The 26,408-nt window shown below is 69.6% G+C and carries 30 protein-coding genes and 3 pseudogenes; 14 read left to right on the top strand and 19 right to left on the bottom strand.

The features are described 5' to 3' along the window. Positions 1–41 precede the first annotated feature (41 nt). The 3 genes and pseudogenes from IPZ69_RS10690 to IPZ69_RS10680 form a co-directional block, all read right to left on the bottom strand. Positions 42–1,124 (bottom strand): annotated as a pseudogene (locus IPZ69_RS10690) (cytochrome P450); the annotation flags it as partial. Positions 1,125–1,292: 168 nt separating this feature from the next. Then, positions 1,293–2,663, bottom strand: a pseudogene (locus IPZ69_RS10685) (NAD(P)/FAD-dependent oxidoreductase); the annotation flags it as partial. Continuing rightward, on the bottom strand, positions 2,660–2,887 hold the full coding sequence (locus IPZ69_RS10680; RefSeq protein WP_235453805.1) for a ferredoxin: 228 nt from the start codon (positions 2,885–2,887) through the stop codon (positions 2,660–2,662). The gene IPZ69_RS10680 and the pseudogene IPZ69_RS10685, both read right to left, overlap by 4 nt. A 197-nt stretch (positions 2,888–3,084) precedes the next feature. On the opposite strand from IPZ69_RS10680, the gene IPZ69_RS10675 reads away from it, so the two are divergent. Both IPZ69_RS10675 and IPZ69_RS10670 read left to right on the top strand, forming a co-directional pair. Next, entirely contained in the window at positions 3,085–3,282 is a 198-nt protein-coding gene (locus IPZ69_RS10675; RefSeq protein WP_235453804.1) for a hypothetical protein, read from the top strand. A gap of 291 nt (positions 3,283–3,573) precedes the next feature. Then, on the top strand, positions 3,574–4,164 hold the full coding sequence (locus tag IPZ69_RS10670) for a hypothetical protein (protein ID WP_235453803.1): 591 nt from the start codon (positions 3,574–3,576) through the stop codon (positions 4,162–4,164). 159 nt (positions 4,165–4,323) lie between these two features. Here the strand turns inward: IPZ69_RS10670 and IPZ69_RS10665 are convergent, their stop codons facing one another. Further along, positions 4,324–5,472, bottom strand: a complete 1,149-nt coding sequence (locus IPZ69_RS10665; RefSeq protein WP_235453802.1) for a PP2C family protein-serine/threonine phosphatase — start codon at positions 5,470–5,472, stop codon at positions 4,324–4,326. Positions 5,473–5,801: 329 nt separating this feature from the next. Continuing rightward, on the bottom strand, positions 5,802–6,272 hold the full coding sequence (locus IPZ69_RS10660) for a VOC family protein (RefSeq protein ID WP_235453801.1): 471 nt from the start codon (positions 6,270–6,272) through the stop codon (positions 5,802–5,804). Positions 6,273–6,496: 224 nt separating this feature from the next. Between IPZ69_RS10660 and IPZ69_RS10655 the strand changes: the two genes are divergently transcribed. After that, positions 6,497–7,297 (top strand): FkbM family methyltransferase, encoded by an 801-nt coding sequence (locus IPZ69_RS10655; RefSeq protein ID WP_235453800.1) that lies wholly within the window; start codon positions 6,497–6,499, stop codon positions 7,295–7,297. 458 nt (positions 7,298–7,755) lie between these two features. Here IPZ69_RS10655 and IPZ69_RS10650 read toward each other — a convergent pair whose 3' ends face one another. Continuing rightward, entirely contained in the window at positions 7,756–8,244 is a 489-nt protein-coding gene (locus IPZ69_RS10650; RefSeq protein WP_235453799.1) for a hypothetical protein, read from the bottom strand. Between the two features lie 637 nt (positions 8,245–8,881). Between IPZ69_RS10650 and IPZ69_RS10645 the strand changes: the two genes are divergently transcribed. After that, positions 8,882–9,385 (top strand): hypothetical protein, encoded by a 504-nt coding sequence (locus tag IPZ69_RS10645; protein ID WP_235453798.1) that lies wholly within the window; start codon positions 8,882–8,884, stop codon positions 9,383–9,385. 61 nt (positions 9,386–9,446) lie between these two features. On the opposite strand, the gene IPZ69_RS10640 is transcribed toward IPZ69_RS10645, so the two are convergent. Together IPZ69_RS10640 and IPZ69_RS10635 are read right to left on the bottom strand one after the other, a co-directional pair. Further along, a complete protein-coding gene (locus tag IPZ69_RS10640; protein WP_235453797.1) occupies positions 9,447–10,517 on the bottom strand; it encodes a zinc-dependent alcohol dehydrogenase family protein in 1,071 nt (356 codons plus the stop codon). 247 nt (positions 10,518–10,764) lie between these two features. Continuing rightward, positions 10,765–11,412, bottom strand: a pseudogene (locus tag IPZ69_RS10635) (undecaprenyl-diphosphate phosphatase); the annotation flags it as partial. 50 nt (positions 11,413–11,462) lie between these two features. Between IPZ69_RS10635 and IPZ69_RS10630 the strand changes: the two are divergent. Next, positions 11,463–11,810, top strand: a complete 348-nt coding sequence (locus IPZ69_RS10630) for a hypothetical protein (protein ID WP_235453796.1) — start codon at positions 11,463–11,465, stop codon at positions 11,808–11,810. A 16-nt stretch (positions 11,811–11,826) separates the two neighbouring features. Here the strand turns inward: IPZ69_RS10630 and IPZ69_RS10625 are convergent, their stop codons facing one another. Next, entirely contained in the window at positions 11,827–12,408 is a 582-nt protein-coding gene (locus IPZ69_RS10625; protein WP_235453795.1) for a hypothetical protein, read from the bottom strand. After that, positions 12,405–12,683 (bottom strand): SHOCT domain-containing protein, encoded by a 279-nt coding sequence (locus IPZ69_RS10620; RefSeq protein ID WP_235453794.1) that lies wholly within the window; start codon positions 12,681–12,683, stop codon positions 12,405–12,407. The genes IPZ69_RS10625 and IPZ69_RS10620 overlap by 4 nt, the downstream gene beginning before the upstream one ends. On the opposite strand from IPZ69_RS10620, the gene IPZ69_RS47720 reads away from it, so the two are divergent. Next, complete coding sequence (locus IPZ69_RS47720; protein ID WP_374293155.1) at positions 12,589–13,137, top strand: hypothetical protein; 549 nt, start codon at positions 12,589–12,591, stop codon at positions 13,135–13,137. The genes IPZ69_RS10620 and IPZ69_RS47720 overlap by 95 nt on opposite strands. 26 nt (positions 13,138–13,163) lie before the next feature. Further along, positions 13,164–13,598: a DUF7144 family membrane protein gene (locus IPZ69_RS10615; RefSeq protein WP_235453793.1), complete on the top strand. Its 435-nt coding sequence runs from the start codon at positions 13,164–13,166 to the stop codon at positions 13,596–13,598. Positions 13,599–13,601: 3 nt separating this feature from the next. Here the strand turns inward: IPZ69_RS10615 and IPZ69_RS10610 are convergent, their stop codons facing one another. Further along, complete coding sequence (locus tag IPZ69_RS10610) at positions 13,602–14,735, bottom strand: alpha/beta fold hydrolase (protein ID WP_235453792.1); 1,134 nt, start codon at positions 14,733–14,735, stop codon at positions 13,602–13,604. A 184-nt stretch (positions 14,736–14,919) separates the two neighbouring features. Between IPZ69_RS10610 and IPZ69_RS10605 the strand changes: the two genes are divergently transcribed. Both IPZ69_RS10605 and IPZ69_RS10600 read left to right on the top strand, forming a co-directional pair. Further along, the gene (locus IPZ69_RS10605; RefSeq protein WP_235453791.1) at positions 14,920–15,435 is read left to right on the top strand and encodes a putative quinol monooxygenase; all 516 of its coding nucleotides are present in this window, start codon (positions 14,920–14,922) and stop codon (positions 15,433–15,435) included. A 20-nt stretch (positions 15,436–15,455) separates the two neighbouring features. Next, the gene (locus IPZ69_RS10600) at positions 15,456–16,085 is read left to right on the top strand and encodes an isochorismatase family cysteine hydrolase (protein ID WP_235453790.1); all 630 of its coding nucleotides are present in this window, start codon (positions 15,456–15,458) and stop codon (positions 16,083–16,085) included. A gap of 39 nt (positions 16,086–16,124) precedes the next feature. Here the strand turns inward: IPZ69_RS10600 and IPZ69_RS10595 are convergent, their stop codons facing one another. From IPZ69_RS10595 to IPZ69_RS10585, 3 genes are read right to left on the bottom strand one after another with little or no spacing between them, the layout of a single operon-like run. Further along, positions 16,125–16,979: a phosphatase PAP2 family protein gene (locus IPZ69_RS10595; protein WP_235453789.1), complete on the bottom strand. Its 855-nt coding sequence runs from the start codon at positions 16,977–16,979 to the stop codon at positions 16,125–16,127. Continuing rightward, positions 16,976–17,848 carry a VTC domain-containing protein gene (locus IPZ69_RS10590; RefSeq protein ID WP_235453788.1) on the bottom strand — a complete coding sequence of 291 codons (873 nt, stop codon included), beginning with the start codon at positions 17,846–17,848 and terminating at the stop codon, positions 16,976–16,978. Before IPZ69_RS10590 ends, IPZ69_RS10595 begins: the two co-directional genes overlap by 4 nt. Next, positions 17,845–18,507 carry a DUF4956 domain-containing protein gene (locus IPZ69_RS10585; RefSeq protein WP_235453787.1) on the bottom strand — a complete coding sequence of 221 codons (663 nt, stop codon included), beginning with the start codon at positions 18,505–18,507 and terminating at the stop codon, positions 17,845–17,847. Before IPZ69_RS10585 ends, IPZ69_RS10590 begins: the two co-directional genes overlap by 4 nt. A gap of 153 nt (positions 18,508–18,660) precedes the next feature. Here IPZ69_RS10585 and IPZ69_RS10580 point away from each other — a divergent pair, with 153 nt between their 5' ends. The 3 genes from IPZ69_RS10580 (at position 18,661) to IPZ69_RS10570 (ending at position 21,418) form a co-directional block, all read left to right on the top strand. Continuing rightward, on the top strand, positions 18,661–19,332 hold the full coding sequence (locus IPZ69_RS10580; RefSeq protein WP_235453786.1) for a response regulator transcription factor: 672 nt from the start codon (positions 18,661–18,663) through the stop codon (positions 19,330–19,332). Next, positions 19,329–20,708, top strand: coding sequence for a sensor histidine kinase (locus IPZ69_RS10575; protein ID WP_235453785.1), 1,380 nt, complete (start codon positions 19,329–19,331; stop codon positions 20,706–20,708). Before IPZ69_RS10580 ends, IPZ69_RS10575 begins: the two co-directional genes overlap by 4 nt. Positions 20,709–20,773: 65 nt before the next feature. Then, positions 20,774–21,418: a DedA family protein gene (locus IPZ69_RS10570; protein ID WP_235453784.1), complete on the top strand. Its 645-nt coding sequence runs from the start codon at positions 20,774–20,776 to the stop codon at positions 21,416–21,418. On the opposite strand, the gene IPZ69_RS10565 is transcribed toward IPZ69_RS10570, so the two are convergent. Both IPZ69_RS10565 and IPZ69_RS10560 read right to left on the bottom strand, forming a co-directional pair. Continuing rightward, the gene (locus IPZ69_RS10565; RefSeq protein ID WP_235453783.1) at positions 21,415–22,011 is read right to left on the bottom strand and encodes a hypothetical protein; all 597 of its coding nucleotides are present in this window, start codon (positions 22,009–22,011) and stop codon (positions 21,415–21,417) included. The genes IPZ69_RS10570 and IPZ69_RS10565 overlap by 4 nt on opposite strands. Then, positions 21,983–22,804 (bottom strand): DUF817 domain-containing protein, encoded by an 822-nt coding sequence (locus IPZ69_RS10560; RefSeq protein ID WP_235453782.1) that lies wholly within the window; start codon positions 22,802–22,804, stop codon positions 21,983–21,985. Before IPZ69_RS10560 ends, IPZ69_RS10565 begins: the two co-directional genes overlap by 29 nt. Before the next feature lie 202 nt (positions 22,805–23,006). On the opposite strand from IPZ69_RS10560, the gene IPZ69_RS10555 reads away from it, so the two are divergent. Both IPZ69_RS10555 and IPZ69_RS10550 read left to right on the top strand, forming a co-directional pair. Continuing rightward, entirely contained in the window at positions 23,007–23,573 is a 567-nt protein-coding gene (locus IPZ69_RS10555) for a glycosyltransferase (RefSeq protein ID WP_235453781.1), read from the top strand. Continuing rightward, complete coding sequence (locus tag IPZ69_RS10550) at positions 23,570–24,025, top strand: hypothetical protein (protein ID WP_235453780.1); 456 nt, start codon at positions 23,570–23,572, stop codon at positions 24,023–24,025. The genes IPZ69_RS10555 and IPZ69_RS10550 overlap by 4 nt, the downstream gene beginning before the upstream one ends. 53 nt (positions 24,026–24,078) lie before the next feature. Here IPZ69_RS10550 and IPZ69_RS10545 read toward each other — a convergent pair whose 3' ends face one another. The 3 genes from IPZ69_RS10545 to IPZ69_RS10535 form a co-directional block, all read right to left on the bottom strand. Then, positions 24,079–24,774 carry a DUF899 domain-containing protein gene (locus IPZ69_RS10545; RefSeq protein WP_235453779.1) on the bottom strand — a complete coding sequence of 232 codons (696 nt, stop codon included), beginning with the start codon at positions 24,772–24,774 and terminating at the stop codon, positions 24,079–24,081. 66 nt (positions 24,775–24,840) lie between these two features. Then, positions 24,841–25,395 carry a hypothetical protein gene (locus IPZ69_RS10540; RefSeq protein ID WP_235453778.1) on the bottom strand — a complete coding sequence of 185 codons (555 nt, stop codon included), beginning with the start codon at positions 25,393–25,395 and terminating at the stop codon, positions 24,841–24,843. Between the two features lie 132 nt (positions 25,396–25,527). Further along, the gene (locus tag IPZ69_RS10535; RefSeq protein ID WP_235453777.1) at positions 25,528–26,247 is read right to left on the bottom strand and encodes a hypothetical protein; all 720 of its coding nucleotides are present in this window, start codon (positions 26,245–26,247) and stop codon (positions 25,528–25,530) included. Positions 26,248–26,408: the final 161 nt, after the last annotated feature.

Genomic DNA, 26,408 nt, shown 5'->3' with positions numbered 1-26,408 from the left:
CCGTTCGCGGCGCTCCCTTCTGACTGCCCCCGGCTGTCGCGTCAACCGGCACCCTGCTCGATGTCCAGATGGATCGGACCCCGAAGAACGGGGCTGGGCCGGTACGGCGGGGGGTCGGTGACCAGGCTGGGGTGGTCGAGGCGGCGTACCAGCTGGGTCAGGGCGATCTGGGTTTCCAGGCGGGCCAGTGGGCCGCCGAAGCACAGGTGGGCGCCGCTGCCGAAGCCGAGGTGCTGGTTGTCACGTCGGTCGGGGTCGAAGCGGTCGGGGTCGTGGAAGCGGTTCGGATCGCGGCTGCCCGAGGCCAGCATGAGCATGATCTGCGAGCCCTTGGGAATGACGGTGTCGCCGACGGTGATGTCGCTGTACGCAGCCCGCCAGGGAATGATCTGCACCGGCGGCTCGTAGCGCAGCAGTTCCTCGACCAGCGGCACGACGAGGTCCGGTTCGTCGCGCAGTCGCCGCAGCACCTGCGGGTGGCGCAGCAGCGTCAGCATGCCGTTGGTGATGAGGTTGACGGCGGTCTCATGACCGGCGATGAGCAGCAGTTTGGCGGTGGCGACGATTTCGGTGTCGGCCATCCGACCGTCGGGCCCGTCGTCGTTGGCCAGCCGCCCCAACAGACCGTCGCCCGGCCGGCCGTGGCGCTGTTCCACCAGCTCGCCGAGGCACTGGCGCAGCTTCTCGCGGGCCTGTACGCCCTTGTCCAGTTTCTCCTTCGGGTCGGTCTTGGGCTCGTAGTCGACCGAGTTCATGATGTCGTTCACCCAGAGGTGGAACCTCGGCTCGTCCTCGCGTGGCACGCCGAGCAAGTGACAGATCACGGTCACGGGGAGCGGGAAGGCGAAGTCGTCGACGACGTCGATCCGCTCCTTGCCCGCCACATCGTCGATCAGGCTGCCGACGGTGGCGGTCAGGAAGCCTTCGAACCCGGTCACCAGCCCAGGGGTGTGCGGGGGGCCGAAGTGACGCATCGCCGTACGCCGCAGGCGATCGTGCTCGGGCGGGTCCATGTGGATGAACGACGACGCGGCCCCTCCCTCGGCTGAGGGCGGACGCGACAGATTGCGTACGTCGGAGCTCAGGTGCGGGTCATTCAGTACGTGCGTGATCTCGCGATAGGTGCTGATGACGTAGCTGCCGTCCTCCTGCCGGGCCACCGGCGTCTTACGCAGCTCGGCATACAGCGGGTACGGGTCGGCCCGGGACGAGTAGTCGAAGATCCGTTGCAGCGTGCCGGACGTATCGGTCGTGGTCAGCCGGCCGTCCTCCTGCCGATGCCGCCGCACGGCCGTGACGTGGCGCCCAGCCGGGTCCTGTCCGGTGACGACCATCGTGGCGCCCTGCGCGAGCAGGGCGGGGCCGGGGAAGTCGACGGGCACCGGTTTCATGTCGGTCGGCCGGTCCGGCGTGGGGCAGGGGGGCGGGAAAGGTGCGGCGGTCTCGATCAATCGTCGGTAGTGGTCCAGCCACCTGGCGTTGTTGAAGCTCACGGCAGCCGTGACGCGGCCCCGATAGCCGTACGCGGTGACGAAACGGTGGTCGTCCAGCGATCCATGGGTGACGACCACCTCGTCGGCGAAGGTCGGTACGCCGACGGACTTGATGTTGACGCCGAACTGGATCGACCAGAACACCGGGATGGACAGGTAGGGCCGGCGGTCCGCATGGCCGTTGACCATGTTGTGCGCCGCGACCTCGGCCTGCTCCACAGCATTCGCCCAGTGCTCCAGCGAGATCAGCCGGTTTTCGTAGACGGGGTTCGGGCAACGTGCCACGTCTCCCGCGGCGAAGACGTCGTCGGTGACGCGGCCATCGATGTCGAGAGCGCGGCAGCCGGTGTCGCAGGTGATCCCCCACACGCCCGCCGCGAGTCCCGACTTCCGCAGCCACTCGGTGTTGCGGATGCTCCCGAGGGCCACCACCGCCACGTCGGCGTCGATCGTGCTGCCGTCGTCGAAGTGAGCACGGCGGAACCGTCCCTGCGCGTCGCCCTCCAGCCGGGTGACCCTGACACCGCAGCGCAGGTCCACGCCGTGATCGCGCTGCATGTCCGCCGCGACCTCGCCGATCACGGCACCCAGTGCCCCGGCCAGCGGGGCCGCCCCGAGTTCGGCGACGGTCACCGGGATGTCCCGCTCGCGGCAGACGGAGGCGATCTCGGAGCCGGTGAATCCCGCACCGATGACGAGAACGCGGGAGGGTCCGGCGGCGAGGGCGCGCTGCAGGCCCTCGGCGTGCTCGCGGGTCCGTACCACGAACACTCCGTCCAGGGCCGCCTCGCTCTCGACGAACCACGGCCGGGCGCGCACCCCGGTGGAGATCAGCACCCGGTCGAAGGGAACCTCGCGTCCGTCGGCGAGACGCACGTGGTGCGTCGCGAGGTTCAGTCCGCCGGCGGGCACGCCCAGCAGCCACCGCGCATTGATGTCACGACGGCGGGGCAAAGCGGTTTCCTCGGCCGACACCCATCCGGTCAGTACTTGTTTGGACAGGGGAGGCCGGTCGTAGGGTTCGCCGAGCTCGTCGCCGATCATGGTCAGCGATCCGGTGAAACCCTCGTCGCGCAGGGCCTCCGCGGCCCGCAGTCCCGCCAGTGACGCCCCTACGATCACGATGCGGCCGTCGCGCTTGAACGCTCGCAGGTTGTCGGCGCTGGTCATGACGTCGACGCCTCAGCCGGTACGTTCCGTCCCTCCGGCTGGTCCACCAGGATCGCCTGGACCGGGCAGGCCGCCGCGGCCCGCAGCACCTGGTCGCGCCGGGCGTCGTCGGGGTTCGGGTCGTACATGAGCGCTTCCTCGCCGCGCATCCGGAACGCCTCCGGAGCCAGGAACGCGCACTGCGCGTACCCCTCACATCGGGAAAGATCAACGACAACTTTCACCCCGACCTCCGCAGGGAGTGGGAGCTGCAGACCCTCAAGCCGGCGCCACTCCGGCGTTGTGGCTGCATTTTGGATACGTAAGCGGCGCACTTTTGGATTGCCATTTCGAGGAAACCGTGTGACACGGTGCGCCGGAATGCCGTCAGAGAATTCTCGGCGGCGTCATCAACGCCACCGCTGCGGTGGGGCCAAGCGGCGTGGGGGGCGGATACGCCGACATCGGCATCGGCATCGGCTCCGGCGCGGAGACGCTGACCGGCAGCACCGTCAACAACAACCGCGCTACGAACGCGCCCGGCGGCTTCGACGATGAGGGCGGGTTCGTCACCCTGGACAGATCCCTGGTGAATGGCACGGCAGGCCGTGGCCTCCTCTGGTCCGATGGGGCGGCATAGCAGCGATTGACGCCGTTCCCGGCCAAGTCGCTCCAGGGCTACCAGCTAGCCCGTTGTGTTGATCTATCTGTGTGTTTGCGCATGACTGCGCCTTTGCTTCAGAGCGCGCCCGGCAGGCTCGCATTCGGGCTCGGGAAACCACCCGAAACTCTTGAAGCAAGGAGCACCCATATGAGTCCTGAGCACAGGACGGCCTCGTAACTTGAGCCAGTGCCTCAAGGCGGGCGCAGGAACCTTCGCAAGCTTGCCGCGATTGCAGCGGCGGTGACGGTCGCGGTAGGGACCCCCGCAGTGGCGGTCGCCGCCGGCATGACCTCTCAGAAGGGCGCGGTGCACGCCACCGACCCGCACTGCGACGAGACCAAACCGAGCCACCGTTCGGAAGACTACGGCGGCGATTGCCCGACCAAGACCGTCAAACCTACCGTCACGGTGACAAAGACCGTGACCGCAACCCCGTCCGTGACCGCGACCGTGCCCGCCACCGCGACCGTGACGGCGACCGCGACGGCGTGCGGCACCGGCGTGGACTCGTCGAAGCCGAACGGCAACGAGCAATTCCTTGCCGCACTCAGAAACGGGGTGCCGTTCGCCGGTAGGCGCATCACCAACACCGACCCGGACAACCCGAACATCGTCTCGGGCCCGGCCAACGATCCCGGCTGGACCGACCTCAGCACGATCGCCGGCTTCCCCACGAACTCCTCGGTCTGCGGCGTCTCGGTCGACGCCCAGGGCAGCGACGCGTTCTACAAGATCATCACCCAGGGCGGCACGGTCTACACCCTGCACTGCGCGGCCACCAACGCCCTCGTGTGCCCCGCCCCGGCGCAAGGGCAGCAACCCGCATCCCAGTGGGTAGCGGTGGCGCCTCAGCCCTGACCGACGCCTACCCGCCGCCGACGACCGCGGGCCCCAGGAGGGAGACCATCACACCAGGTGTGAGGTGCTGGGAACCGAAGTGGCCACGGTCGCGAGTGAGCGTCCGGCCGGACCGCGGCCCCTGACCAACTTGGCTGGTCAGGGGCCCATTACCTGGAGTCAGTGAATCGGCTTCTGTTCGATGCTGTGCCGGTCGGCGAGGATCATCGCCACATCGTCCGCCAGATCGCCCCAGGTGTGGCGGATCAACGCCTGGTGCAGTTGCTCCAGGAAGTCCGGTGGGGAGGTGTCGGCGCGTATCCCTTCCATGGTCTCCGGCAGGGCGAAGAACGCGCCGTCGCTGTCGCGGGCCTCGATGACGCCGTCGGTGTAGAGCAACAGACGGTCACCCGGGGTGAACGGGTAGCTGTCGGGCTTGTCGGGGAGGTCACTGGCGAGGTCTTCGAGGCCGAGCGGTGGCAAGGGGGAGGGCGGCATCAGAGGTGTTGTCCTGCCGTGGTGCAGCAGTAGCGGAGGCGGGTGCCCACGGTTGATCAGCTGCACCACGGGCTCGTTCGGCACCTGCGCGATGAGCGCCGTGATGAACCCTTCCAGCAGAGCTTCCTCCGTGTACGCGCCCGGTACGGCGGCTTCCCGTCGTAGCGCGGCCGTGCAGTGGTTCATGACCTCCACGAGCTCGTCCTCGTAGTGCACGGCTTCCCGGAAGGCGCCCAGCACCACTCCCACGGCTCGCACCGCGGAGAGCCCCTTGCCCCGCACGTCCCCCACGATCATCCGGACGCCGTACGGAGTCTGCACGGCCTCGTACAGATCGCCGCCCACCCGTGCCCCGGTACCTGCCGCCAGGCACAGGCTGCCCACCGACAGGGGCCCCAGTCGGGAGGGCACGGGCCGCAGCACGACCTCCTGGGCCGCCACGGCGATGCGGCGGACCTGGTCGAGTTCCCTCTGTCTGCGGGCCTGCACGGCGCTGCTGGTGATGAAACTGGCCACGGAGACGAGGCCCAGAGCCAGGAAATTGGTGTAGACCTGCTGGGTGCCCCAGGCATTGTTATAGGTCGCGGTGGTCACGCTGATCACCAGTGTGAAAGCCGCCGCCGCGGTAGTTCCCTTGGGCCCCATGGTCACCGCCGCCAGCGCCGGGACGGCGGTGAGGAGAGGGCCGGTATAGATGAAGTGCGCGGGCGTGAGCTCGATGACCAGCACGGCCAAGGCGATCAAGAAGGGGACGCACTGCATCAGCGTGAAGAGGGCCCGGCCACGACTGCCCGCTCCTGGCCGAGGGGGTGAGCGCAAGAACCACTGCATGCACCAAGCCTGCCTCGCTGAAGCCCATGGCTCCACTCTGCTGCCGACTACCCTGGGTGACCTGAAGGTCCGCCCGGCCCGATTCTTTCGTTGTGCTTCAGCCCTCAGTGGCAGCAACTTCTTGCCCGTCGGGCCGATTTGAGCCCCTGCCCGTCCGGGAGGGGCTCTCGGCGTGGTGGCGTTCGAGCCCGTGAATCCGGCGCTGTGAGGTCCTCGACGGACCCGAACCTCACCTTCTCCGAGAGGCAGGCACGCAGTGCATGAGGTCAGAACCGTCTTGGCTGGGCGGTCGGCCGTACGACGACGGCGCACGTGCGGAACGCGGTGGGTCAGGCCGGGGTGTCGGCGTCCTGCGTGGAGGCCGCGAACGCCTCGGGGCCCTGCTCCACCGCCGCCGGGTCCATCCACATGACCTGCCAGCCGTGGCCGTCGAGGTCGAAGAAGCTGCGTGAGTACATGAAGCCGTAGTCCTCGGCGTCATCCGCCTTGGAGCCGCCCGCCGCGAGCGCGGCGGCGCTGACCGTATCGACCTCGTCGCGGGACGACACGCTGAAGGAGTACAGCGCCAGCGTGTGCGTGGTGGGATCGGCCATCGGCAGCTTCGAGAACTCCGCGAACTTCTCGCGGGTGAGCAGCATGACGAAGGCGTGCTCGCCGACGAGCATGCAGGCGGCGGTCTCGTCGGTGAACATCGGGTTGAAGCCGAACCCGAGCTTGGCGAAGAACGCCTTGCTGAGCTCCAGGTCCGCCACGGGGATGTTCACGAACAGCATGCGGCCGGGGTGTGCGGGATTGGTCATGGCGGGTCTCCAGTCGGTGGCTCGATGGCGTACGTCCTGGTAGACCGGCCCAGTCGGCGGAACTCATCGGTGGTTTTCGCCTGAGTCGCAGTCGCAGTGTTGATCAGGTCCACGGCCGCAGCTCAGCGACCTGGCCGATGTCACACCCCTGCGCATCAGAGACGCGGCCGAAGTGAAGCGTGCGGGCTGGATTGTTGACTCCAACCCTGATACATCACCTTGTCATGACCATGGACACGATTGAACTGCACAGTATCAATCGTTGGGAGGCGTCCTTCCTGCGCGAGGAGGTGGACGGCTACTTCACCCACGGTGTCGAGTGCACGCCGGGCGCGACGGTACTCGACGTGGGCGCCAACATCGGCGTGTTCTCGGCGGCCGTCTATGAGCGGCTGGACGGGGACGTGCGGATCTACGCCTTCGAGCCGGTGCCGCCACTCCACGCGACACTCGAACGCAATGCTCGCGAGTTCTTCAACGGACGTCTGACCGCGCTCCCTTACGGCCTGGCGTCCCGGGAAGACGAGCTCGATTTCAGCTACGTCCCGGCCGCCACGATCTTCTCGTCCTCCTCGCGGGATCAGGGGAACATCGAGGCCGAGCGGCGGCGGGTCACCGCCAGCGTTGTCGAAATGATCCGCCAGGGCGGCCTGGGGCCGGTCCTGCGCCGCGTACCCGCGCCCGTCCTCACTCTTCTCGTCGGCCGCAAGCTCCGGGTGATGCGGCGGCTCGAGACGCACCGGGTGAAGGTCAGGCCGCTGTCATCGGTGCTCGACGAGCAGGGCATCGACCACATCGACCTGCTCAAGGTCGACGTGGAAGGCGCCGAACTCGATGTGCTCAGCGGTATCGAGGAACGGCATTGGCCCCTGGTCCGCCAAGCCGTCGTCGAGGTGGAGCGCTGGCAACAGAACCGCGACACGGTCTGCGAGGTCCTCCTCGCGCACGGCTTCACGGTCAGCACCGAGCAGGATCCGGTGCAGCAGGCCGGCGACATCGGCATGGTGTTCGCGGTCAGGCCCTGATCACGCTCGGGGGGAGTAGCGGCGGGAGGTCCGCCCACGGCGCACACCCCCAAACCAACCCGATGACCACCACCCCGCTCCCAGAGCGGACGACCTCGACCTCTGCTGTACAGCGGCGCAGTACAGCAACCCCCGCGACTGCTGCTGACCACAGCCGGCCCCGGACGGCGAGCGCACCGAGCCACCAGCTTCGGACGAGCGTACTCACCCTGGTCTTTGGCGCAGCGCTCATCAGCGTCGGACTGATGCTCCGGCGGAACGGACGGCTCCCTGCCTACCTCGATCTCGGGCAAAAGATCTCGGGCTCACTGATGGTGAAAGAGGGCAAGAGCGTCGGCGTCGTCAGGCTGGGCACCCTCCTGATCGGCAAGGGCGGCTTCTTCCTCTTCGGTAGGCCTGACTTTCTGGTGGCCCTGGGCAGACCAGCCAGAACTCGGGAGAGTGGTGGGTTGAGCTCGTCAGGTAACCAGGGAGGACCGAATGCGCTCGATGGCGCGCAGGACCTCATCGCGGTTCTTCGCGCTCTTGATCCAGGCCGGAAGCCGGGCAATGAGCGTCATCTTTCGCACCTGCGCGTTCCAAGGGGCTCGTTCGCGCAACGGTGCCTGTACGAACTGCCCGATCAGCTTGAGGTGTTCCGGGTTGTAGGCCCACAGCCGGCCGTGTCGAGTCTCCGCTTGCAGCCACAGCGGGAGGCCGAAGTATGGATCCGTGGCTTCCCCTGAGCCCCGGAAGAGGCGAAGGCCTCCAGCGGCATCTCGTGACAGACCGCACGCCCGACAGACGAGACGGCGCCGGGTGAACATCGAAGCAGCCTCGTCGCCGCCAGCCGATGCCGCCGGGGCAACGTGTGCGATGCCCGTGCACTTCGGACAGCGCACGAGCACATGATCAATGAAGTGGTACTTCGTATGCCTGGTGTCTCGGAACCGCTGTGGCGAGGACATGACGTCAGTATGCGATCCCTCTGCCTGTCCTTTCGAGGGGCGAGTAAACGCCGTAGGAAATGCGGCGGTTGAGGCAGCGCTCAGTCAGTCTTTGCGGCCACCGCGCGCTACTGGGAGAAGTGATGAAGTCGTCTTTGGGGACTTGGATACGAATCCGACGTGCGCGCCGACAACGCTTGGACGCAGACATCATCCGCGCCCTGGCGATCCCCGTCCCAAGGTTCGCGCAGGAACGGGCACGACAGCTGATCCAGCAAAGGAAGTGGGAGGAAGCGATCACCGAGATCAGGGAAGCGACGGGCTACGACCGTCGGGACGCCAGATGCGTCATGCTCGCCCTCATGTACGGATGCGGGGTCCCCACCCCCCGCCGCCTTCCTTGGGCTCGGAGGCGACCGGTCCAGAATGTCTCCGACAGCCACAGCTGACATCAACAGCACCGGGGGCGATCACCGTTCGGGGGAGGCCGCCGTTTCGAACGCCGAGCTACGCAAAGGTCGCGATTACGCAAGGCGGCTACAAGCGAAGCCGCCCAGGGCCTACCCTCCTCGATGAGGGGGAGGCGCGCAGTGACAAACCCACCGGTGCGCGCCCTGTCGAGATGATCAACGGGTTGATAGGTGCACTATGTGGTGCGTTGAGCACCGTCCTTGTGTCCTTTTTCGTCGCGTGCACCCGTCACGGACAACGCGCACTGGTCCGGTTGCTGTCCTCTCCGCAACGGCGGCGAGCCAGAAAAAGAGCTCAGGCTGCCGAACCTGGGCAAGAGAGTCGAGCCTGGCTCACCAATCCGATCGAAGGTGACGCCTTCGACGCTGAGATCAAGGTCGAAGGCAGGGTCCTTGACCAGCCTGAAGATCATGACGTGTGGGTCGTTCACCGCGTTCCCAACAGCAGTGAGATATGGCCGAAGGAGAAGCTGGCCCTGGACCTGACCGGGTGGTTCAAGGTGACCACCTTGGAGGGTGGCAGGCCGCGTTCGATGGCCGTGGTTCTGTTGCTGACGTCCAGGCAGGTGAGCGAAGAGTTCGAAGAATGGTTTCAGCGAGGGCGGCGGACCGGCCGTTATCCGAGTCTTCGACTTCCGTCATCTGCACGTGAGTTGGCGAGCGCCGTCGTTCGCAGTGTGACGGTTCCTTAGGTCTTGCATGCAACTGCCTGCCCAGATGGACACCCACATTCAAATCGGCCCGACGGGTGTCCTACTCGTCGTCTCCGCCCCGGCCGTCTTCGAAGACGAAGAGGGGTTTGGCGCCGTGAGCGGGTGTTTCGGCGAACGCGATGGCTTCCGTGAAGCGTTCGAGCGGGAACGGCCGGCCTTGGGGGATGCTCAGTACTTCGTCGGCGACGAGGCTGCGAACCTCGGACAGCGCGCGCAGCGCATCCGTAGGTGAGGCAGTGCCGAACCAGCGGTTCAGCCAGAAGCCACGGACCACTTTGGTCTCGTAGATGAGCGAGCGTGCCGCCACTGGAATCGTCAGTGCCGCCGGGTCGGTCTGCCGGTGGGTGGAGAGCGCGCCGTAGACCACGACCTCTCCTCCCGGAGCCAATGCCTGGGACACCTGGGCGCCTACCTGGCCCGCGACACAGTCGACGGCCTTGCGTACGCCGACCGGTCCCGCAATCTCGGTCACACGCCGCAACAGGTCCTCGTCCTCCGTGCAAATGACCTCGTCGCCACCAAGCGCCTTGATCTCCTCAACGGCATCGCGCCGCCGCACCACATTGATCGTGCGAATGCCCAAGTGCCTGGCCAGCTGAATGATGAGGCGGCCGACGGTGGAGCCCGCCGCCGTCTGCAACAGCCATTCTCCCGGCTGTACATCGAGTTCGCGTGTCACCAGGAGCAGCGCGGTCAACGGGTTGACGGCGAGTTGACAGGCGCTGGAGTCGCTCAGCCGGTCGGGGACCGGCAGAAGCCTGTGCGTATCGGCGACAAGGTATTCCTGCCAGGTGCCGGCCACACGCGGCCCGGGTACGGCCGGGACGGCGACGGCCACCACACGCTCGCCGATCTTCAATCCCTCGGTGTCCGGACCCAGGGCCTCGATACGGCCCACGCATTCCATGTGCCCCCCGACGGTGGGGAATTCGGGGGAGAAACCGTAGCGACCGCGCAACACGTGCAGATCGCTGGCGTGAATCGGAGTCGCCTTCACACGGATCAACGCCTGGCCGGCTTCCGCCGTGGGAACGGGCCGGGATTCCAGCCGCAGGACATCGTTCGGCTCGCCGACCTCTCCGGCTACGAGCGCGCGCATGGTTTGCGGCATGAGTGACCTTTCGTCTCCCGCCACCCCCACGAACTCGGCGGACCTTCTGGGCAGGAACGACGCCACCTTCGGTGGGCCTCGACGCCCTATGTGCAGCTCGCCTCGCCCGATCGCCCGATCGACAGATTCGTCGAACGCCAGGTGTCCCCCCTGCACTCATCCCAGCTTGCGCTCCTTCGCGAGCGCTGTCATGTCCGGAGTCTCGTGCCCTTGCCCGTGGGAACACATGGCAGGGTCCGACCACCTGTCATGCGCTGAGCACCCCGGTGGCCAGCAGTCCCAGCAGCGCCGCCCCGATGACGATCCGGTAGACCACGAACGCGTTGAAGCTGTGCTTGGCGACGAACTTCAGCAGCCAGGCGATGGAGGCGTAGGCGACGACGAAGGAGACGGCGGTGCCCACGGCGAGCGGTGCGGCGCCGACTCCGGCACCCACCGCGTCCTTCAGCTCGTACAGGCCGGCGCCGGTCAGGGCGGGGATGCCGAGGAAGAAGGAGAGGCGGGTGGCCGCCACCCGGTCCAGGTCGAGGATGAGCGCGGTGGACATGGTGGCGCCGGAGCGGGAGAAGCCCGGGAAGGGCAGGGCGAGGATCTGTGAGCTGCCCACCAGCATCGCGTCCTTCAGCGAGGTGTCGTCCTCGCCGCGCTTGTGCCGGCCCATCTGGTCGGCCGCCCACATCACGCCGGATCCGACGATCAGCGAGCCCGCCACCACCCACAGTGACCCCAGCGGCCCCTCGACGAGCTTCTTGGCGGCGAGGCCCACCACGACGATCGGGATGGTGGCGTAGATGACCCACCAGGCGAATTTGTAGTCGTGGTGATAGCGCTCCTCGCGGTGGCGCAGGCCGCGGCCCCAGGCGGAGACGATCCGCACGATGTCCTCCCAAGTGAACTGACCGAGTGAGAGGCCAAGTCATGCCTTCATTCCCCATATTCGCGGCCATGAAGCTCACCGCCATGGCGGCGGGACTGGTCATCGCAGGTGGACTTCTGTCGGCCTGCGGTGCCGAGAGCACCGACGTGACGTACAAAGCCTGGACCGAGGGCGGCGACCTGAAATCCGTCAGGCACGACTACGTCGACGGCCTCAACGGCGCGGTGAGCGTACCGGCCGCGGTGCGCGGAGCCGACTGGAACACACGGGAGGACGGTGGGCACACTCCACGCCTCAAGGTCGTGCCTACCGGTACGGGCGTGGCGCACTGCCTCCTGATGGAAGGCGACGGCCGCGTTCTGGACCAACGGGAGGGAACGGCGGGCCGGCCGGTGACCTGCTTCGCCCAGCGGTAGTGGGGCCCGGCCGTAGCTACCGGACCACGTCGAGCTCGGCGTACATGCCGGAGGCGTAGTGGCCGGGGAAGTTGCACAGCAGCTCGTAGCGGCCTGGCCGCAGCGTCACCGTGGTCCAGCCTGTCGTACGGGGGAGGATTCCGTCCCCCTTGCCCGCGCCGCAGGTACGCGAGGCCTCTCCGAGGCTGCCCGTCTCGGAAGTCCGCCCGCTGGCGCCCACGGCCCGTTCTCCTGCGATCCGACCCGCCGACAGTGGCAGCACGACGACTTCGTGCGGGAGTGTTCCCGCGTTGACCACCCGCAGTGTCACCTTCCCGGCCGGAGCCGTCGCCGGGGTGGCGACGAGGCGCATCATGCCCATGCCGTGCAGGCCCGGGCGGCCGCCCATCATGCGTCCCATGTCCTCGACGGTCACATGGACCACGCTGCCGGTCGGCGTGGGCGCACCGCATCGCGTGCCCTGCACCGTCCAGGACGCGGGAGCCGTGGCGCGGAAGGTCCCCGTGGCGGCGAAGAAGGCCGTCGTGGCGATGCCCAGCACCAACGCCGCGGCTGCCGCGAAGACCGCCGGCCACATCACTCGGCGGGCCGCGCTCACCGGTGCTCCCGAAGCAGCGCGAGACGTCGTACGTACTCGTCGTCGTCGATCTCCCCGCGCGCGAACCGCTCGGCGAGCACGTCCTCGGCCCGCCGGCTTCCCCATCGGGGTTCGCCGTTCAACGGGTGCGGGCCGGAGTCCTGGTGGTGACGGGGACCGGCGAGGTAGCGCACGAGCGCGATGACTCCAGCGATGATCAGAGCCCAGAACAGCACCATGAACACGGCCATGGCGAACCAGCCGCCCCAGCCCCATCCGCCGTCGTACCACATCATGCCGATCACTTCCCTCGGCCGATGGCTCGGTGAATTCCAGGATGGTCGGCAGGGGCAGCGGCGGAGTAGGGCCATCGTTCCCCGCGAGGGGGCCGGACGGCCCAACGACCGCACCCACCCGAGGAACGTCACCAGCGCCGATCGCCCACTCGCCGTGCTGCCTGCCGCACTCGCGCCCGTTCCGACCTGCGAGGGTGTGCCCGCGACGATCGTCGGTACGAACGGCGACGACGACATCGTGGGCACCTCGGGCAATGACGTGATCGTCGCGTTGGCCGGAAACGACCGCGTCAGCCGGCCGGGTCGCGACTCCGGTGAGCGTCTGACCGCCCTGCGCCCAACGGGGTGTACGTACGTCGTCCCGCTCGGTCGGCTGCGGTCGCGGTGCCGCGGGATTGCGGTGATCCTGTCAGGGAGACGCGGCTGGCTTCGCACGGCCACTGTGCGTCGCTGACCGCGCTGTACAGGAAGGCGACGACCATGACAGCGATGCCCGACAAGGCACAGCAGGGGCACGGGGCGCCCGGCGGCGCCAAGGTGATCGACACTCCGTCCTTGGCCGCCGGGGCCATGATGATGCTCAGCGGACCGCTCAGCATTCTCATGGGCGTATCAGGCATCGCGCAGGACAGCCTGTTCGCCTCCTCGTCCCAGTACGCCTACCGGTTCGGCCTGACCGCCTGGGGCGTGATCCACCTCGTCGTCGGACTGGCGCTCGTCATCGCCGGTCTGGGCGTGCTGATGAACAAGAGCTGGGGCCGCGGAGCCGGCGCGGCGGTGGCGGGGATCAGCCTGATCACCCAGTTCATGTTCGTTCCGTACTACCCGGTGTGGGCCATCTCGGTGATGACCCTCGACCTGCTGATCCTGTTCGCGCTGACGAGGTACCACATCGAGACCAGCGGCGGCCGGTGAACGTCATTTGCCGAGCGTCGCGGCGGCCGGAGGCCGTGTGCCCCGGCCCTGGTCGCGGTACGGGGCCAGGAACGTGGTCAGCGCCGCGAGCAGCTCCTGGGGAGCCTCCTCGGCCACCCAGTGGCCGGAGCCGGGAAGGACGGCACTGCGCACGTCGTGGGCGACGAGTTTCATCGTGCCGGCGACATTGCCACCGAGGCTCCCCGCGCCGCCGATCGCGAGGACGGGCAGGGTCAGCGGGTGTTTCCTGCGTCGCAGGTCCTGCGCGCTGGTGGTGTCGAGCGCCCGGTACCACCCGAAGCTGCCGCGCAGGGCGTCGTGCCCGGAGGCGAGGACCCGGACGTAGTGGTCGACGGCGTAGAGGGGGAGTTTGCGTACGGCCTTGGTGGCGAACTGCCAGCCGAAGTAGATGCCTTCGCGTCCCCGGACGAGCTCTTCGTTCACGTCGGCGAGCCGGTTGAAGGGGATGTGCCACAGCCGGTTGTTGACCTGCGCGGAGCCGATCATGGGCGGCGACGGGGTCACGCCCGGGAGGATCGCCTCGGCGACGGCCAGGCGGTCGACGCGGTCCGGGTGATCCGCGGCCAGTGCGTAGGCGATGGGCATTCCGGTGTCGTGGCCGACCACGGCGAACCGCTGGTGGCCGAGCGCGTCCATCAGAGCGACCATGTCGCGCGCCAGGGTCCCGGTGTCGTACCCGGACTTGGGCTTGTCGGTCAGCCCGATGCCGCGCTGGTCGACCGCGATGACCGTGAAGTGCTTGGCCAGCGCCGGCATCACCAGGCGCCAGGCGTACCAGGTCTCGGGCCAGCCGTGGATCAGGAGCAGCGGCGGCCCCTCGCCTCCGACGACCGCGTGCTGGCGCAGTCCGTCGGCTTGGACGAAACGGCTGGTGAACGTCTTGGTGAAGCCGGCCGGCAGATGCGGCGCCTGCCCGACGGAGCCGAGGTCCCGCGGCGTGGGTATGGGCGTGGCCTCGGGGTGCGAGGCCCCGCCGTCCGGCAGGGTGGCGGCCAGTGCGGCGCTTCCCAGGCCGAGCCCCAGCGCACCCGCACCGGCCGTGCGCAGCACGTGGCGCCGGGGCAATCGGGTGGTGGCTTCGTCCTCGGAGTCGCCGTTCCCGGATGCCTGAGACATGAGGCTCCCTTTCCGCGTCCGACGGGCGTACGTCCGCCCAGCCCATGCTGGGTCGCACCCCTTGCTCCCGCAATCGGAGCCCGCGGTCTCCGGCGGCCCGGTACGCGGGGTGGCACGGTCGCCGTCCGCGCGCGCGGGCCGAGCGATGCGTGGTGAGACTGGGAAGGGCAAGAAGGAGGCAGGAATGAGCCAGATGGCGCTTTGTGTCCGCTTCACGCTGCGCGAGGGTGCCGGTGAAGCGTTCGACGAGCTGGTCCGGGAGGCCGGCGCGGCGGTCCGTACGCAGGAGCCGGGCACCCTGGTGTACGCCTGCTGCGAGGTCGAGGGAGCGTCGAACCAGCGCCTCTTCTTCGAGCTGTACGCCGACCGCGCCGCCTTTGACGAGCACGGAAGCCAGCCGCACGTCCGTCATTTCCTGAGCGAGTGCGAGAAGTACGCGGAGAGAACGGAGATCGACCGGCTTCGGCCGTATTCCGGCAAGTACCCCTCCGGGATCCCGGTGAAGGCCCGGCTCCCCGGGCGCGTCGATCCCGGGCCGACGTCCTACGGCTCCGTGACCGAACTCGCGAGCGCGCTGCGGCGCGCGGCCGCCGCCCACGGTGAACACGAGAAGCGCATCGGCCAGGAGGATCCCAACTGGCCCGACTGGTACGCCCGGTTCATGGTCGACGAGCAGACCGGCGCCGCACCGCCCGAGTAGGGCCGGACCAGGGAGGAACCATGGCCGAGACCTACGATCCCCGCCGTACGGCCGTTCTGCTGATCGACCCCTACAACGACTTCATCTCGGAGGGCGGCAAGGTCTGGCCGCGGCTGGAGCCCGTGGCCCGCGAGGTCGGTCTGCTGGACCATCTGCGCTCCGTGATCGCCTCGGCCCGTGCGACCGGTGTGCGCGTGGTGTTCGTGCCGCACCGCCGCTGGGAGCCGGGTGACTACGACACGTGGGACCACCCGACCCCCTCGCAGCGGAAGATCCAGCAGCTGCACCACTTCGCCAGGGGCTCCTGGGGCGGGGAGTTCCACCCCGACTTCCAGCCGCGGCAGGGCGAGTTCGTCGCCCTGGAGCACTGGGGGTCGAGCGGGTTCGCCAACACGGACCTGGACATGTGGCTCAAGCAGCACGGCATCACCCACGTGGTTCTCGTCGGCGTGCTGGCCAACACCTGCGTCGAGGCCACCGCCCGGTTCGCCATGGAGCTCGGCTACCACGTGACGCTGGTCCGCGACGCCACCGCGGCGCTCGGTCCCGAGATGATGCACGCCGCCCACGAACTCAACGGCCCCACCTTCGCCCAGGCCATCGTCACCACGGACCGACTCGTCGCCGCGTTCGACGCGTCCCGGCCGTGAACGGCGGCTCACCCGAAAGGAAGGCCGACGAGCGCGGAATCAGTGGCCGCCGACGGCGAGTTCGTAGTCGCCGACGAGGTCGCCCAGGAGGGTTCCCGCGGTGAGGTCACTGGGGACGTGGCCCGCCATGTAGAGGCGGGAGTAGAGGACTTCGTCCTGCATCCACCGGTAGTCCTCGGCCCGGTGCGGAGAGAGGGCGCTGAGGAAGGTGACCGCGGCGGCGGCCCGGGTGGCGTGGCGGGAGGGGTAGGAGTACGGGCCCTTGGCGCCGGGCTTGATGTGCTTCTCCGGGCGCAGGCTCGGGTCCAGGACGAACGGGGCCGGCTGCTTGTCGCGGGCGGCGACCTGGTCGCTGATGGTCTTGGCCAGCTTCAGGGCCGCCTTGAGCTCCGCCTTCTCCGCCGTGCCCCGCTGGACGGGGACAAGTTCGCGCTGGTCGTGGAGGTACAGCTTCCAGATGTCCTTCTTGCCGTTGAGCTCCAGCCAGGTGGCGGCCCTCTTCCCGGCGGCCGTACGGGACTTGGCGAGTTGCTGGACCTGGTGGAGTTCGGTGGTGCGCTCGGCGGCGGTGAGCGGTGCGGGGACCCGCCGCGCGGCCCAGGCGGCGAAGGCCTTGTCGTCACGGGCGGTGCCGTGCGCCTTCTTCCACTGGGCGAAGAGGGCATCGGCCTTCTGGCGCTGGGCGGCGGCCTGCTTGCCGATCGGCGCGAGGTCGGCGTCCGGGAAGAGGCGCGGGGGCGGGTTCCGCTTGATGCGGTCGGTAGCCGAGAGCTTCGCCTTGCCCGAGGAGGCCGCCGGAACCAGGTGCGGTCGCAGCAGGCCGAAGGCGGCGGCCGCCACGGCGAGCAGCGCGATCACGGCGTACGGCCATTTGATGCCGCGCAGGGGAGTCATGCGACGGGGATCCTCTCGATGAGCGGAGCGGGAACGGGAACGGGAACGGGAGCGGGTGCGGGAGCGGCTTCGGTGAGCGGAGCCGGCGGGGCCTCGGTGGTGAAGTGGGTGCGGGCGAGGCGGCGCACGTCGTTGTCCGGCAGTCCCGGGGTGAGCAGGGCCCGGCCGACGATGTACTTGCTGAGCGACACGGGCCGGGCACCGAGGCGCAGCAGCAGCCGGTCGGCCGGTGCCGGCCGGGCGGTGCCCTTCGTCTCGACGAGGACGTGTCTGGGATCGAGGGCGGCGGTGCGCTCGCCCCGGTGGCAGGTGAGGAGGCCGTCGAGCGTGACGCGGCTGCCGTGGTCCAGGTCGGCGAGGGCCGCGCGGACGTAGCGGACCTCGGCCGCGGGGGTCAGTGCGGCGGCGAGGACGGGGATGTCCGCCCGCCGCAGTACGTCGTCGACGAACTCGGCCGCGAGGACGTCCAATTGGCCGTAGGCCTGGGCGGGGGCCCGGAGGGCGTGTTTGACGGTGGCGCCGCGGCCGTCCTTCGTCTTCACCTCGACGCGGCACAGACCGTCCTCCGCGTACAGGCGCGTACGGACCTTCCAGCGCCGACGGCGGCCCTGGACGTGGGCGTGCCAGGCGCCGAGCCGCTCGGTGTCGAAGTAGGTGCTGAGGTAGCTCGTCGTACGGCGGCCGGCCAGGTCGAGGACGTGGTGGCTGCCGGCGAGCCGGTCCACGAGGAGGCGCGCGCGGTCGAGGGGGAGCAGGTACTTGCGGTCGGTACGGTGCTGGAGTGCCGCGGCCGCGTCGACCTCGGCGAGCGTGGCACCGCGCAGCGCGGACAGGCCGAGGTCGGCCGCGAGGACGGAGGCGGCGGTCATGAGACGGTCACCTGCTCACGCGGCTCGGCGTCCTGGGCGGGGGCTGCCTCGCCCCCCTCGCCGGGTACGGCGGGGTAGCGGGCGGAGACCCGGGTGGTCTCACGGACGTAGTCGACCTCGTCGATCACCACCGACAACGGGGTCCGGCCGAAGCGGAACGCGACGTCCTGGGCGATCAGCGAGGGGTCGTCGTAGACGCGGTCCAGGGTCAGTTTCACCGTGCGGGTCGGCGGCTGGTGGGCGCGGGAGTCGTCCACCAGCAGGACGGCCACCAGCACGACCGCGACCAACGCGATGACGAGCCAGTTCTCGCGCCGCGGCAGGCCGGTGCACAGGGCTATGACCAGGGTCACGAACGTGTACGCGACGTCGCGCAGGGTGAACGCCGCGCTGCGCAGCCGGACGAGGGAGAGAATGCCGAACAGGCCGAAGCCGACCCCGGTCGGGAACTTGCCGGCGCTGATCGTGCTCATCGCCGCGAACAGGCCGACGTTCAGCGAGGCCAGGACCAGCGGCATCGCCGGTGCGCTGGGACGGCGCCGGTAGAGCAGCCCGACCAGGATCAGCAGGGCCACGATGTCGAGGCCACCGCGCGTGATCAGATCCAGGGGTGCGATGTGGTCGGTGATGCCCTTGGCGGCGAGCACCCGTGCGTCCATGACTGTCCCTTTCCGTCCCGGCGCATCGGACGGCGGACCGGTCGCGGCCCGCGGTGCGCCGCGACGTGAAGGACGGTAGGGATTTCACATGAACAGACCATGAAGCCTTCCGGGCCCCCGGATCCGGGCCCGTGGGCGGTTAGCCTGGCCGCCATGCACTACCTGGTCGTCGATGACGAGACTCGCCTCACGGACCTCGTCGTCCGCTACCTCACCGAGTCCGGACACACCGCCGAAGGCCGCTACGACGGCCCCTCCGGCCTGGCCGCCGCCCGTGATCCCCGCCTGGACGGGGTCCTCCTGGACGTGATGCTGCCGGGCATGGACGGGGTCGAGGTGTGCCGCACGCTGCGCGGCGAGGGCGTCGACGTCCCGGTGATCCTGCTCACCGCGCGCGGAGCGATCAGCGAGCGGGTGGCCGGGCTGGACGCCGGCGCCGACGACTACGTGGTCAAGCCGTTCGCCATGGAGGAGCTGCAGGCCCGGCTGCGGGCGATATCCCGGCGCCGCCCCGACAGCTCCGGCCGTCTGGAGGTCGGCGACCTCGTCCTCGACCCCGGGCGGCAGCGGGCCTGGCGGGCGGACACGGAGCTCGACCTGTCCCGGCGCGAGTTCGACGTGCTGCGGGTGCTGATGGAGAACGCGGGCCGGGTCGTGACCCGGCTGCAGCTGCTCGACGAGGTGTGGGACGGCGAGACCGACCTGCGCAGCAACGCTATCGACGTCCACGTCTCCAAGGTGCGGGCCAAGGTCGACCGCGCCTTCGACCGTACGACGATCACGACCCTGCGCGGACGCGGCTACCGCCTGGAGACCGCCCCGTGACCCTGGCGGGCGCGGGCGGGCCGCGGGCCTGGTTCCGGCGGCTGCCCGTCGTCACCCGCCTCGTCCTGGCCGTCGCCGTCACCATGTCCCTCGTCCTGACCGGGACCGCCGGGCTGGTCTACTGGCGGGTCCAGACCGCGCTCGACCGGCAGCTGCACGACGATCTGGCCGCCTACCAGCAGAGCCTCGACCGGGCTCTGCGCGCCCGTACCGCGCTGCCCCCGGGCCCCAGCGGCAGCCTCTACCAGGTCCTCGACGTGCACGGCCGCGTCCTCGGCGCCGGCGACGCCGTGGGCCGCCGGGCACTGCTCACTGACGCCGAACTCGACGCGGCCGCCCGGGGACACGCGGTACGGCGGGACGTCGGCTCCCTGCTGCCGATCACTCCGGACACGTTGCGGCTGCAGGCCGAGCGCGTCACGGCCGGCGGAGCACCACGGATCGTCGTCGCCGCCGTCCGCCGGGGGCATCGCGACGAGGCCCTGCGCGAACTGCTCGCGCAGCTCGCCCTCGCCTCCGGACTGACCCTGATCGCCGCCTCGTACGTCGGCTACCGCACCGCACGCGCCGCCCTGCGCCCCGTCGAGCGCTACCGCACCGCGGCGGCCACCCTCGCCGACGGCGGCCAGAACCTGCGCCTGGACGTGCCCGCCGACCGCGACGACGAGATCACCCGCCTCGGCCACACCCTCAACCGCATGCTCGACCGCCTGGAGGCGTCCGCCGTCCGCGAGCGCCGGTTCGTCGCGGACGCCAGCCATGAGCTGCGCACCCCGCTGTCCCTGCTGCGGGCCGAGGTCGACGTCGCGCTGCACCGCCCCCGCCCGGCCGAGGAGCTCACCGAGACGCTGCGCTCCGTGGACGCAGAGGTCCAGCGCCTGATCGATCTCTCCAACGCCCTGCTGGACCTGGAGGAACTCGGCAGCGCCGACCACATCACCCGGGCCCCCGTACGCCTCACCGACCTCGTCGACACCGCCGTCGCCGCGCAGGTGCGCACCGCCGAACGGGCCGGGCGCGCCCTGACCGTCGACGCGGCGGACACCACCGTCGACGTCGACGCCCGATGGCTCGTGCCCGCCCTCGGCAATCTCGTCGACAACGCCCTGCGCCACGGCCACGGGACCGTCCGCCTCACGGCCGCCGTCCACGAGGCCAGGCTGCGGCTGTGCGTCACGGACGAGGGGCCGGGCTTCCCGCCGGAGTTCCTGCCCCGGGCGTTCGACCGTTTCGCCCGCGCCGAGGCGAGCCGCACGAGCGAGGGGTCCGGGCTGGGGCTCGCCTTCGTACAGGCGGTGGCGACCGCGCACGGCGGCACCGCGCACGCCGAGAACGCGCGGCACGGGACCGCCGTCACGCTCGATCTGCCCTGCTGAGCGCCTGCGCCGCAGACCGGGTGCACGGGCCTCTTCGCCCGGCACCGGCGACGTACGGTGGACACATGGTCCCGCCCCTCCCGGGCCCTCTGGCCCACCTGGCCCCGCTGCTCGGCCACTACGGCTACTGGGCCGTCGGCGCCGTGGTCCTCGTCGAGGACTTCGGCGTTCCCGCGCCCGGCGAGACGATCCTGATCGCCGCGGGGATCTACGCCGGGGCCGGGCGGCTGAACATCGTCGCCGTCGCGACGCTCGCGTTCGCCGCGGCCGTCGTGGGGGACAACATCGGCTACCTGATCGGACGGTCGGGCGGACGCACCTTCGTGCACCGCTGGGGTCGGTACGTGTTCCTCACCCCGGAGCGCTTCCAGAAGGCCGAGGAGTTCTTCACCGGCCACGGCGGCAAGGTCGTCACCGTCGCCCGCTTCGTCGAGGGCCTGCGCCAGGCCAACGGCATCATCGCCGGCACCAGCGGCATGGCCTGGCGCCGCTTCCTCGCCTTCAACGCGCTGGGCGCCGCGCTGTGGGTCGGCCTGTGGGCGACCCTGGCCTACGCGGCCGGCACCCACATCACCGCCCTCTACGACGAGATCACCCGCTACCAGCTCTACGCACTCATCGCCCTCGGCGTCCTGACCGCCGCACTCGTGGGCCGGCATCTGCTGAGGCGGCGTCACCAGGTCCGTCCCAGCCGCCAGGACGGCGACTAACCCCTGCAGGGGCCGTCCGTGACCGTGCCGGTGTCGTCCGTGGTGTCCGGGACGGTGGCGCAGGCCTGCCTGCCGGTGGCCGAGTCGGTCACGGTCACCTGTCCGCTCGTGCCGAAGGAGGCCGCCTCACTCACCCGGTACACGCCCTGGGAGGTCACCACCATCGAGTCCAGTGGCGTGTCGCGCGGCGAGGTACCGCATGGGGCCGGAGCGTAGGTGGCCACGCCGCCGGACGCCTGTTCGTCCGGGTACGTGAAAGTGGGTTCCGGGGCGGCGGTGGCGCAGTTCCGGGCGGCGTCCAGAGCCTCGCCGATGACCTCGCGGCCGGCCGCGTGCAGCCCACCGCTCGTTTGCCGATCCTCGGACTGGCGGACCAGCAGCCCGAGCCCACCCACCAGGCACAGCGTCAGCCCGAGACCGCACAGCCAGCCCGTCGGGCGGTGCCCGGCATCGCGCTCCCGCCGCCCCAGTGCGGCCGCCACGGCGGCCGTGACGACGACCACCCCGCCGACCCCGAGCAGGGCCACGGCGGGCCCGGTCGACAGGAGCCCCACATGCTCCCCGTCACGTGGCATCCACTGGGCGACCAGCACCGTACGACCTCCGTTCCGGTCGGCTGGCGGCCACCAGGACGACGGTGATGCTGATCAGCAGGGACCAGGCGCCGAATTTCTCCACGCCGACGGGCTGCCAGCCGTGGAGCTGGTACGGGTAGCGCCAGGCGCCCACGTAGGTGGCGAGGTTCTCCGCCACCCACAGGAAGAAGCCGATCAGGACGAACGACAACGCCAGCGGCATCTGTCGGCGTACCCCGCGCACCGTGAACCGCGCGGAGGTGCCCGCGGTGACGGCCACCAGCAGTCCGGCAAAGGGCCAGCGCGCATCGGGCAGCCAGTGATGACTGAAGAAGTTGAGGTAGACCGCGGCGGCCACTGCCGCGGTCGCCCTGGGCCGGTAGCGGATCAGTTCGAGGTCGAAGAGATGCCAGGCCCGGCAGATGTAACTGCCCACGGCCGCGTAGAGGAACCCTCCGTACAGCGGGACACCGGCGAACTTCAGCACGGCCGGCTCCGGGTAGCTCCATGAGCCGAGGGCCACCTTCACCAGCTCGAAGGCCAGGCCAATGACGTGGCAGACGGTGATGACGGCGATGTCCCGCCCGCTCTCCCAGCCACGCACCCAGAACAGGAGGGTGAGCAGCACGCCGTAGACGACGAGCAGGTCGTAGCGGGCCACCGGGAGTCCGGGCAGCAGGGTGGACACCGCCACGCCGGACAGCAGCGCGATGGCGAAAGCGCAGGCCCTGGTCTGCGTCCAGGCGAACACGAGCAGTTGGCGAACCGATGAGGCCAGGGGGCCGGCGAGGTATGCGCTGAAGCTCAACATGGTGCACGGGAGGACGAACACGCGTGCTGAGACGGTTCCGGCGCCCCCTTCGTCCGGCGCCGGTGCGCGAGCGGGGAAGTGGCCTTGGGCCAGCCTCATTGTGTGGCTTAGGTCTGCCTCAACATGATCGTCAAGGATGAGGCCCACGTCATCCGGCGCTGTCTCGAATCCGTACGGCCTCTGATCGAACACATGGGTCATCGTGGACACGGGCTCGACCGACGGCACGCAGGACGTCATCCGCGAGGTCTACGGCGATCTGCCCGGCACGCTGTACGAACGCCCCTGGAAGGGCTTCGACGGCAGCCGCACCGAGGCCATCGAACTCGCCGGGAGCAGCGCGGACTACCTGCTCTTCATGGACGCGGACGACGTGATGGAGGTCGAGCCCGGCTTCCGCATGCCGGAGCTCTCCCTCGATGCCTACAACCTCACCCTGCGGCACGACTCGCGCACCCACCACCGCTCGGCCCTGGTCTCGACGCGGCTGCCCTGGCGGTACGTCGGCGTCCCGCACGAGTACCTCGACTGCGGCATGCGGTGCACCCTCGGGATGGTCGAAGGCGCCCGCATCCGCATCGTGGGCGGCGGTGCACGCAGCCGGGGCAGGAGCGCGCGGGAGAAGTACCTGGCAGACGCCGAGATCCTCCAGCAGGGCCTGAACGAGGAGCCCGACAAGGCCGTTACGCCTTCTACCTCGCCCAGAGCTGGCTCAACGCCCACGAGCCGGAGAAGGCTCTGGAGGCCCATGACCGCAGGGCGGCTATGAAGGGCTGGGACGAGGAGGTCTTCTGCGCCCACCTGACCGCCGCACGGCTCGCGGAGCAACTGGAGCGCCCGGCGGACGAGGTGATGGACCGATACCTCCCCGCGTACGAGGTCCGGCCCGCGCGCGCCGAGCCGCTCGGCGAGCTCGCGCGCTGGTGCCGGGCCGGCGGGCGGTGGCCGCTCGCCCACAACTTCGCGCGGCAGGCGTCGCGGATCCCCTCCCCGGGCGGTGACCATCTGTCCGTCGAGCCGGACTGGTACGACCGGCGCGCACTCGACGAACTCGCGGTCTCGGCCGCCTGGGTCGGAGAGTTCGAGGAGGCGAAGAACTGCTGCGAGCGCCTGCTCGACGGCGGCAACCTGCCCGCCGATCAGCGCCGGCGCGTGACCGAGAACCTCGAAAGCGCACGCGCACACGTCGAGGCGGGCTCGCGGCGACTCGTGGACGCGTGAGGAAGTCGCCCAGCCGGCCGGTGCCCGGCGACACCGGCCCGGCCGTGCTCGGTTCAGCCCTCGTCGGCGTGCGGGCCGTAGAGCGCGGCGATGGTCTCGGACGTCGCCCACCGGCTGTACGTGGGGGACTGGGGCCAGCCCTCGGGCGAGTCCTGCCACTGCTCCTGGCGGCCGTACGGCAGCAGGTCGATCAACGCGAAGGAATGACTGAGCTGTTCGGTGCCGCGGCCGTTGGTGTGCCAGGTCCGGTAGACCGTGTCCCCGTCGCGGAGGAACACGTTGACCGCGAATCCCCCGTCGGGCGGTGCGCCGACATCGGCCCCGAACGGGCTGTCGGCGGTCGAGTACCACGTCATCCGGTTGCCGACCCGCTGCTTGTAGGCGAGCGCCTCCTTGATGGGGCCCTGGGTGACGACGACGAAGCGCGCGTCGTAGTTGTCCAGGAACTCCAGGCGCGTGTACTGCGAGGTGAACCCCGTGCAGCCCGGGCACTGCCATTCCTTGCCGGCGAACCACATGTGGTTGTAGACGATCAGCTGGCTCTTGCCCTCGAAGATGTCCGCCAGCCGTACGGGGCCGTCCTCGCCCTCAAGGGTGTAGTCGGGCATCTCGACCATCGGCAGGCGACGGCGCTCGGCGGCGATGGCGTCCAGCTCCCGTGTCGCGGCCTTCTCCCTGGCCCGCAGTGCCTCAAGTCGGCGCTCCCAGGTCGCGGCGTCGACGACGGGTGGTAGTGCGGAAGCGGTCATGATCCCCTCACAGAGCTCGTCGCGGTCTTCGCTTGCACGGAGGTGGACCGCTCCGGGCTCCGGAACTCATCGGCCGCCGGCCGACGAGTTCCGGCGCCCGGGCCCTTCTCTCTGCAGGATGTACGTGCTGCGCGAGTCCGGGTCGTGGAAGAAGAAATAGAGTTCGAGGTCCTTCTTGTCGTCGCGCCGCAGCTCGAACGTCCAGGTGTAGGTCTTGGGAATCCGGGGGCTGTCCCCCGTCGGGGCGGGCGGATCGTCCGGCTCCGGCGCGCGCGTGGCCACCGCGGTGCGTGAGGTGAGCTTCAGCCGGACGTGCTGGCCGTCGTTCCACCCGGTCCGCTTGTCGGTCAGCTCCCAGGTCCCCGTGCCCGACAGACGCCACCGGTCGTCGAAGTCCCATTCCAGCCCGTCCAGGAGACGGATGTCGGCCTTCCCGTCGGGCCGGAGGACGACGTGCGTCCGGTCGTAGCCGAGCCATGAGCCCGCTACTTCCGGCGGCTTCGCGTCATGCAGCGCGGGCACGTCGTCGTACATATGGGGATTGCATCCCGTGAGTGCGAGCAGACAGGCGACGAACACCGCGTGCCGTCCTCTGGCGAGGCCGGACAACTGGGGCAGCACGGCCTTCCCCCCTTCCCCCACAGCAGCGCCGAAGGCGAGCGGACGCAACCGCTCGCCGATCAAGGTCCCGTCATGCTGGCATCATTTCTGAACGCGTTCAACTCCTGTGCTGCGGGCAACACCCCGTCGACCTCAGGTGAACCGTGCGTCACTGACGTCGATGGAGACCATCGTCTGCTCCAGGATCGGGCGGTTGTCCGCGTCGCTCCGGTAGGCCCGGCGCCTGGTGGGGAGCCGGATCCCGTCCGCCTCGACGATGTCGTGGACGTACTGCGCGGCGGCGAACCCGCCCGCGACGTCGACGTGGTAGTCGTGCCGCCGCAGCAGATGGTCGAACCCGAAGTAGAAGTCCTGGTGGGTGCTGTGGCTGGCGATACCGGGCGGGAAGGTGGCGCGCAGGCCACGCCAGAGTTCGTCGCCCTCCCGCCAGGGGGCGATCTCGGTGACGTCGAAGCCGGGCATCGCGAGCAGGAAGGGCGTCGTGAGGTACGTCCACAGCGCGTACCCGTTGAAGTAGGCGCGGTCCAGCGGGTCCCAGGGGGTGCTGAGCTCATGGCCGGTGAACGAATCGCGCGGTGCGTCGCGTTCGGCCACCACGTGCCCGTCGAGCTTTTCGACGGCGACGCGGTCGGGCCTGAAGTCGGACCGCTGGTCGGGCGCACCGAACGGCAGCACCGAGGCGTGCTCCTCGTGCAGCCAGACGGTCATCTCCCGAGGGGTGGGGTCCTGCGGCATGCCCTTGATCGTGAACAGGTCACCACCGCTGACGATGGTGGCGCGGACCATGGTGAGCGCGTTCCAGCGGTCGAGGCCGCCATGGGCGTCGAGGACCGCTGAGAGCAGCGCGTTCATGTCGGTCTCCTGCTCGGTCGGGGCGCCCCACTCATCGTTCACCGTTTTGCGGACGTCCGCTCGACGGTGGCGCGGGCCGGAACCCGCCACGGGCCGTAGTGCGGCGGATGTGACGTTTCGAGCCCCTTCTCTGTCGCGGACGGAGACCGAGAAGAGGAACA

Origin of the sequence: Streptomyces olivochromogenes (assembly GCF_021538895.1) — a bacterium.
In the GTDB taxonomy this organism is placed as follows: domain Bacteria; phylum Actinomycetota; class Actinomycetes; order Streptomycetales; family Streptomycetaceae; genus Streptomyces; species Streptomyces olivochromogenes_A.
The sequence above is the reverse complement of the archived record's forward strand: the minus strand, read 5'-3'. Positions and strand labels throughout refer to the sequence as shown.

Bases quoted from the DNA above. Each gene is read 5' to 3' on its own strand.
- IPZ69_RS10665 (WP_235453802.1), bottom strand. From the start codon at position 5,472: ATGCAGTGGTTCTTGCGCTCACCCCCTCGGCCAGGAGCGGGCAGTCGT.
- IPZ69_RS10660 (WP_235453801.1), bottom strand. From the start codon at position 6,272: ATGACCAATCCCGCACACCCCGGCCGCATGCTGTTCGTGAACATCCCC.
- IPZ69_RS10655 (WP_235453800.1), top strand. From the start codon at position 6,497: ATGACCATGGACACGATTGAACTGCACAGTATCAATCGTTGGGAGGCG.
- IPZ69_RS10650 (WP_235453799.1), bottom strand. From the start codon at position 8,244: ATGTCCTCGCCACAGCGGTTCCGAGACACCAGGCATACGAAGTACCAC.
- IPZ69_RS10640 (WP_235453797.1), bottom strand. From the start codon at position 10,517: ATGCCGCAAACCATGCGCGCGCTCGTAGCCGGAGAGGTCGGCGAGCCG.
- IPZ69_RS10630 (WP_235453796.1), top strand. From the start codon at position 11,463: ATGAAGCTCACCGCCATGGCGGCGGGACTGGTCATCGCAGGTGGACTT.
- IPZ69_RS47720 (WP_374293155.1), top strand. From the start codon at position 12,589: ATGACTCCAGCGATGATCAGAGCCCAGAACAGCACCATGAACACGGCC.
- IPZ69_RS10620 (WP_235453794.1), bottom strand. From the start codon at position 12,683: ATGATGTGGTACGACGGCGGATGGGGCTGGGGCGGCTGGTTCGCCATG.
- IPZ69_RS10615 (WP_235453793.1), top strand. From the start codon at position 13,164: ATGACAGCGATGCCCGACAAGGCACAGCAGGGGCACGGGGCGCCCGGC.
- IPZ69_RS10610 (WP_235453792.1), bottom strand. From the start codon at position 14,735: ATGTCTCAGGCATCCGGGAACGGCGACTCCGAGGACGAAGCCACCACC.
- IPZ69_RS10605 (WP_235453791.1), top strand. From the start codon at position 14,920: ATGAGCCAGATGGCGCTTTGTGTCCGCTTCACGCTGCGCGAGGGTGCC.
- IPZ69_RS10600 (WP_235453790.1), top strand. From the start codon at position 15,456: ATGGCCGAGACCTACGATCCCCGCCGTACGGCCGTTCTGCTGATCGAC.
- IPZ69_RS10595 (WP_235453789.1), bottom strand. From the start codon at position 16,979: ATGACTCCCCTGCGCGGCATCAAATGGCCGTACGCCGTGATCGCGCTG.
- IPZ69_RS10590 (WP_235453788.1), bottom strand. From the start codon at position 17,848: ATGACCGCCGCCTCCGTCCTCGCGGCCGACCTCGGCCTGTCCGCGCTG.
- IPZ69_RS10585 (WP_235453787.1), bottom strand. From the start codon at position 18,507: ATGGACGCACGGGTGCTCGCCGCCAAGGGCATCACCGACCACATCGCA.
- IPZ69_RS10580 (WP_235453786.1), top strand. From the start codon at position 18,661: ATGCACTACCTGGTCGTCGATGACGAGACTCGCCTCACGGACCTCGTC.
- IPZ69_RS10570 (WP_235453784.1), top strand. From the start codon at position 20,774: ATGGTCCCGCCCCTCCCGGGCCCTCTGGCCCACCTGGCCCCGCTGCTC.
- IPZ69_RS10560 (WP_235453782.1), bottom strand. From the start codon at position 22,804: ATGTTGAGCTTCAGCGCATACCTCGCCGGCCCCCTGGCCTCATCGGTT.
- IPZ69_RS10550 (WP_235453780.1), top strand. From the start codon at position 23,570: ATGAAGGGCTGGGACGAGGAGGTCTTCTGCGCCCACCTGACCGCCGCA.
- IPZ69_RS10545 (WP_235453779.1), bottom strand. From the start codon at position 24,774: ATGACCGCTTCCGCACTACCACCCGTCGTCGACGCCGCGACCTGGGAG.
- IPZ69_RS10535 (WP_235453777.1), bottom strand. From the start codon at position 26,247: ATGAACGCGCTGCTCTCAGCGGTCCTCGACGCCCATGGCGGCCTCGAC.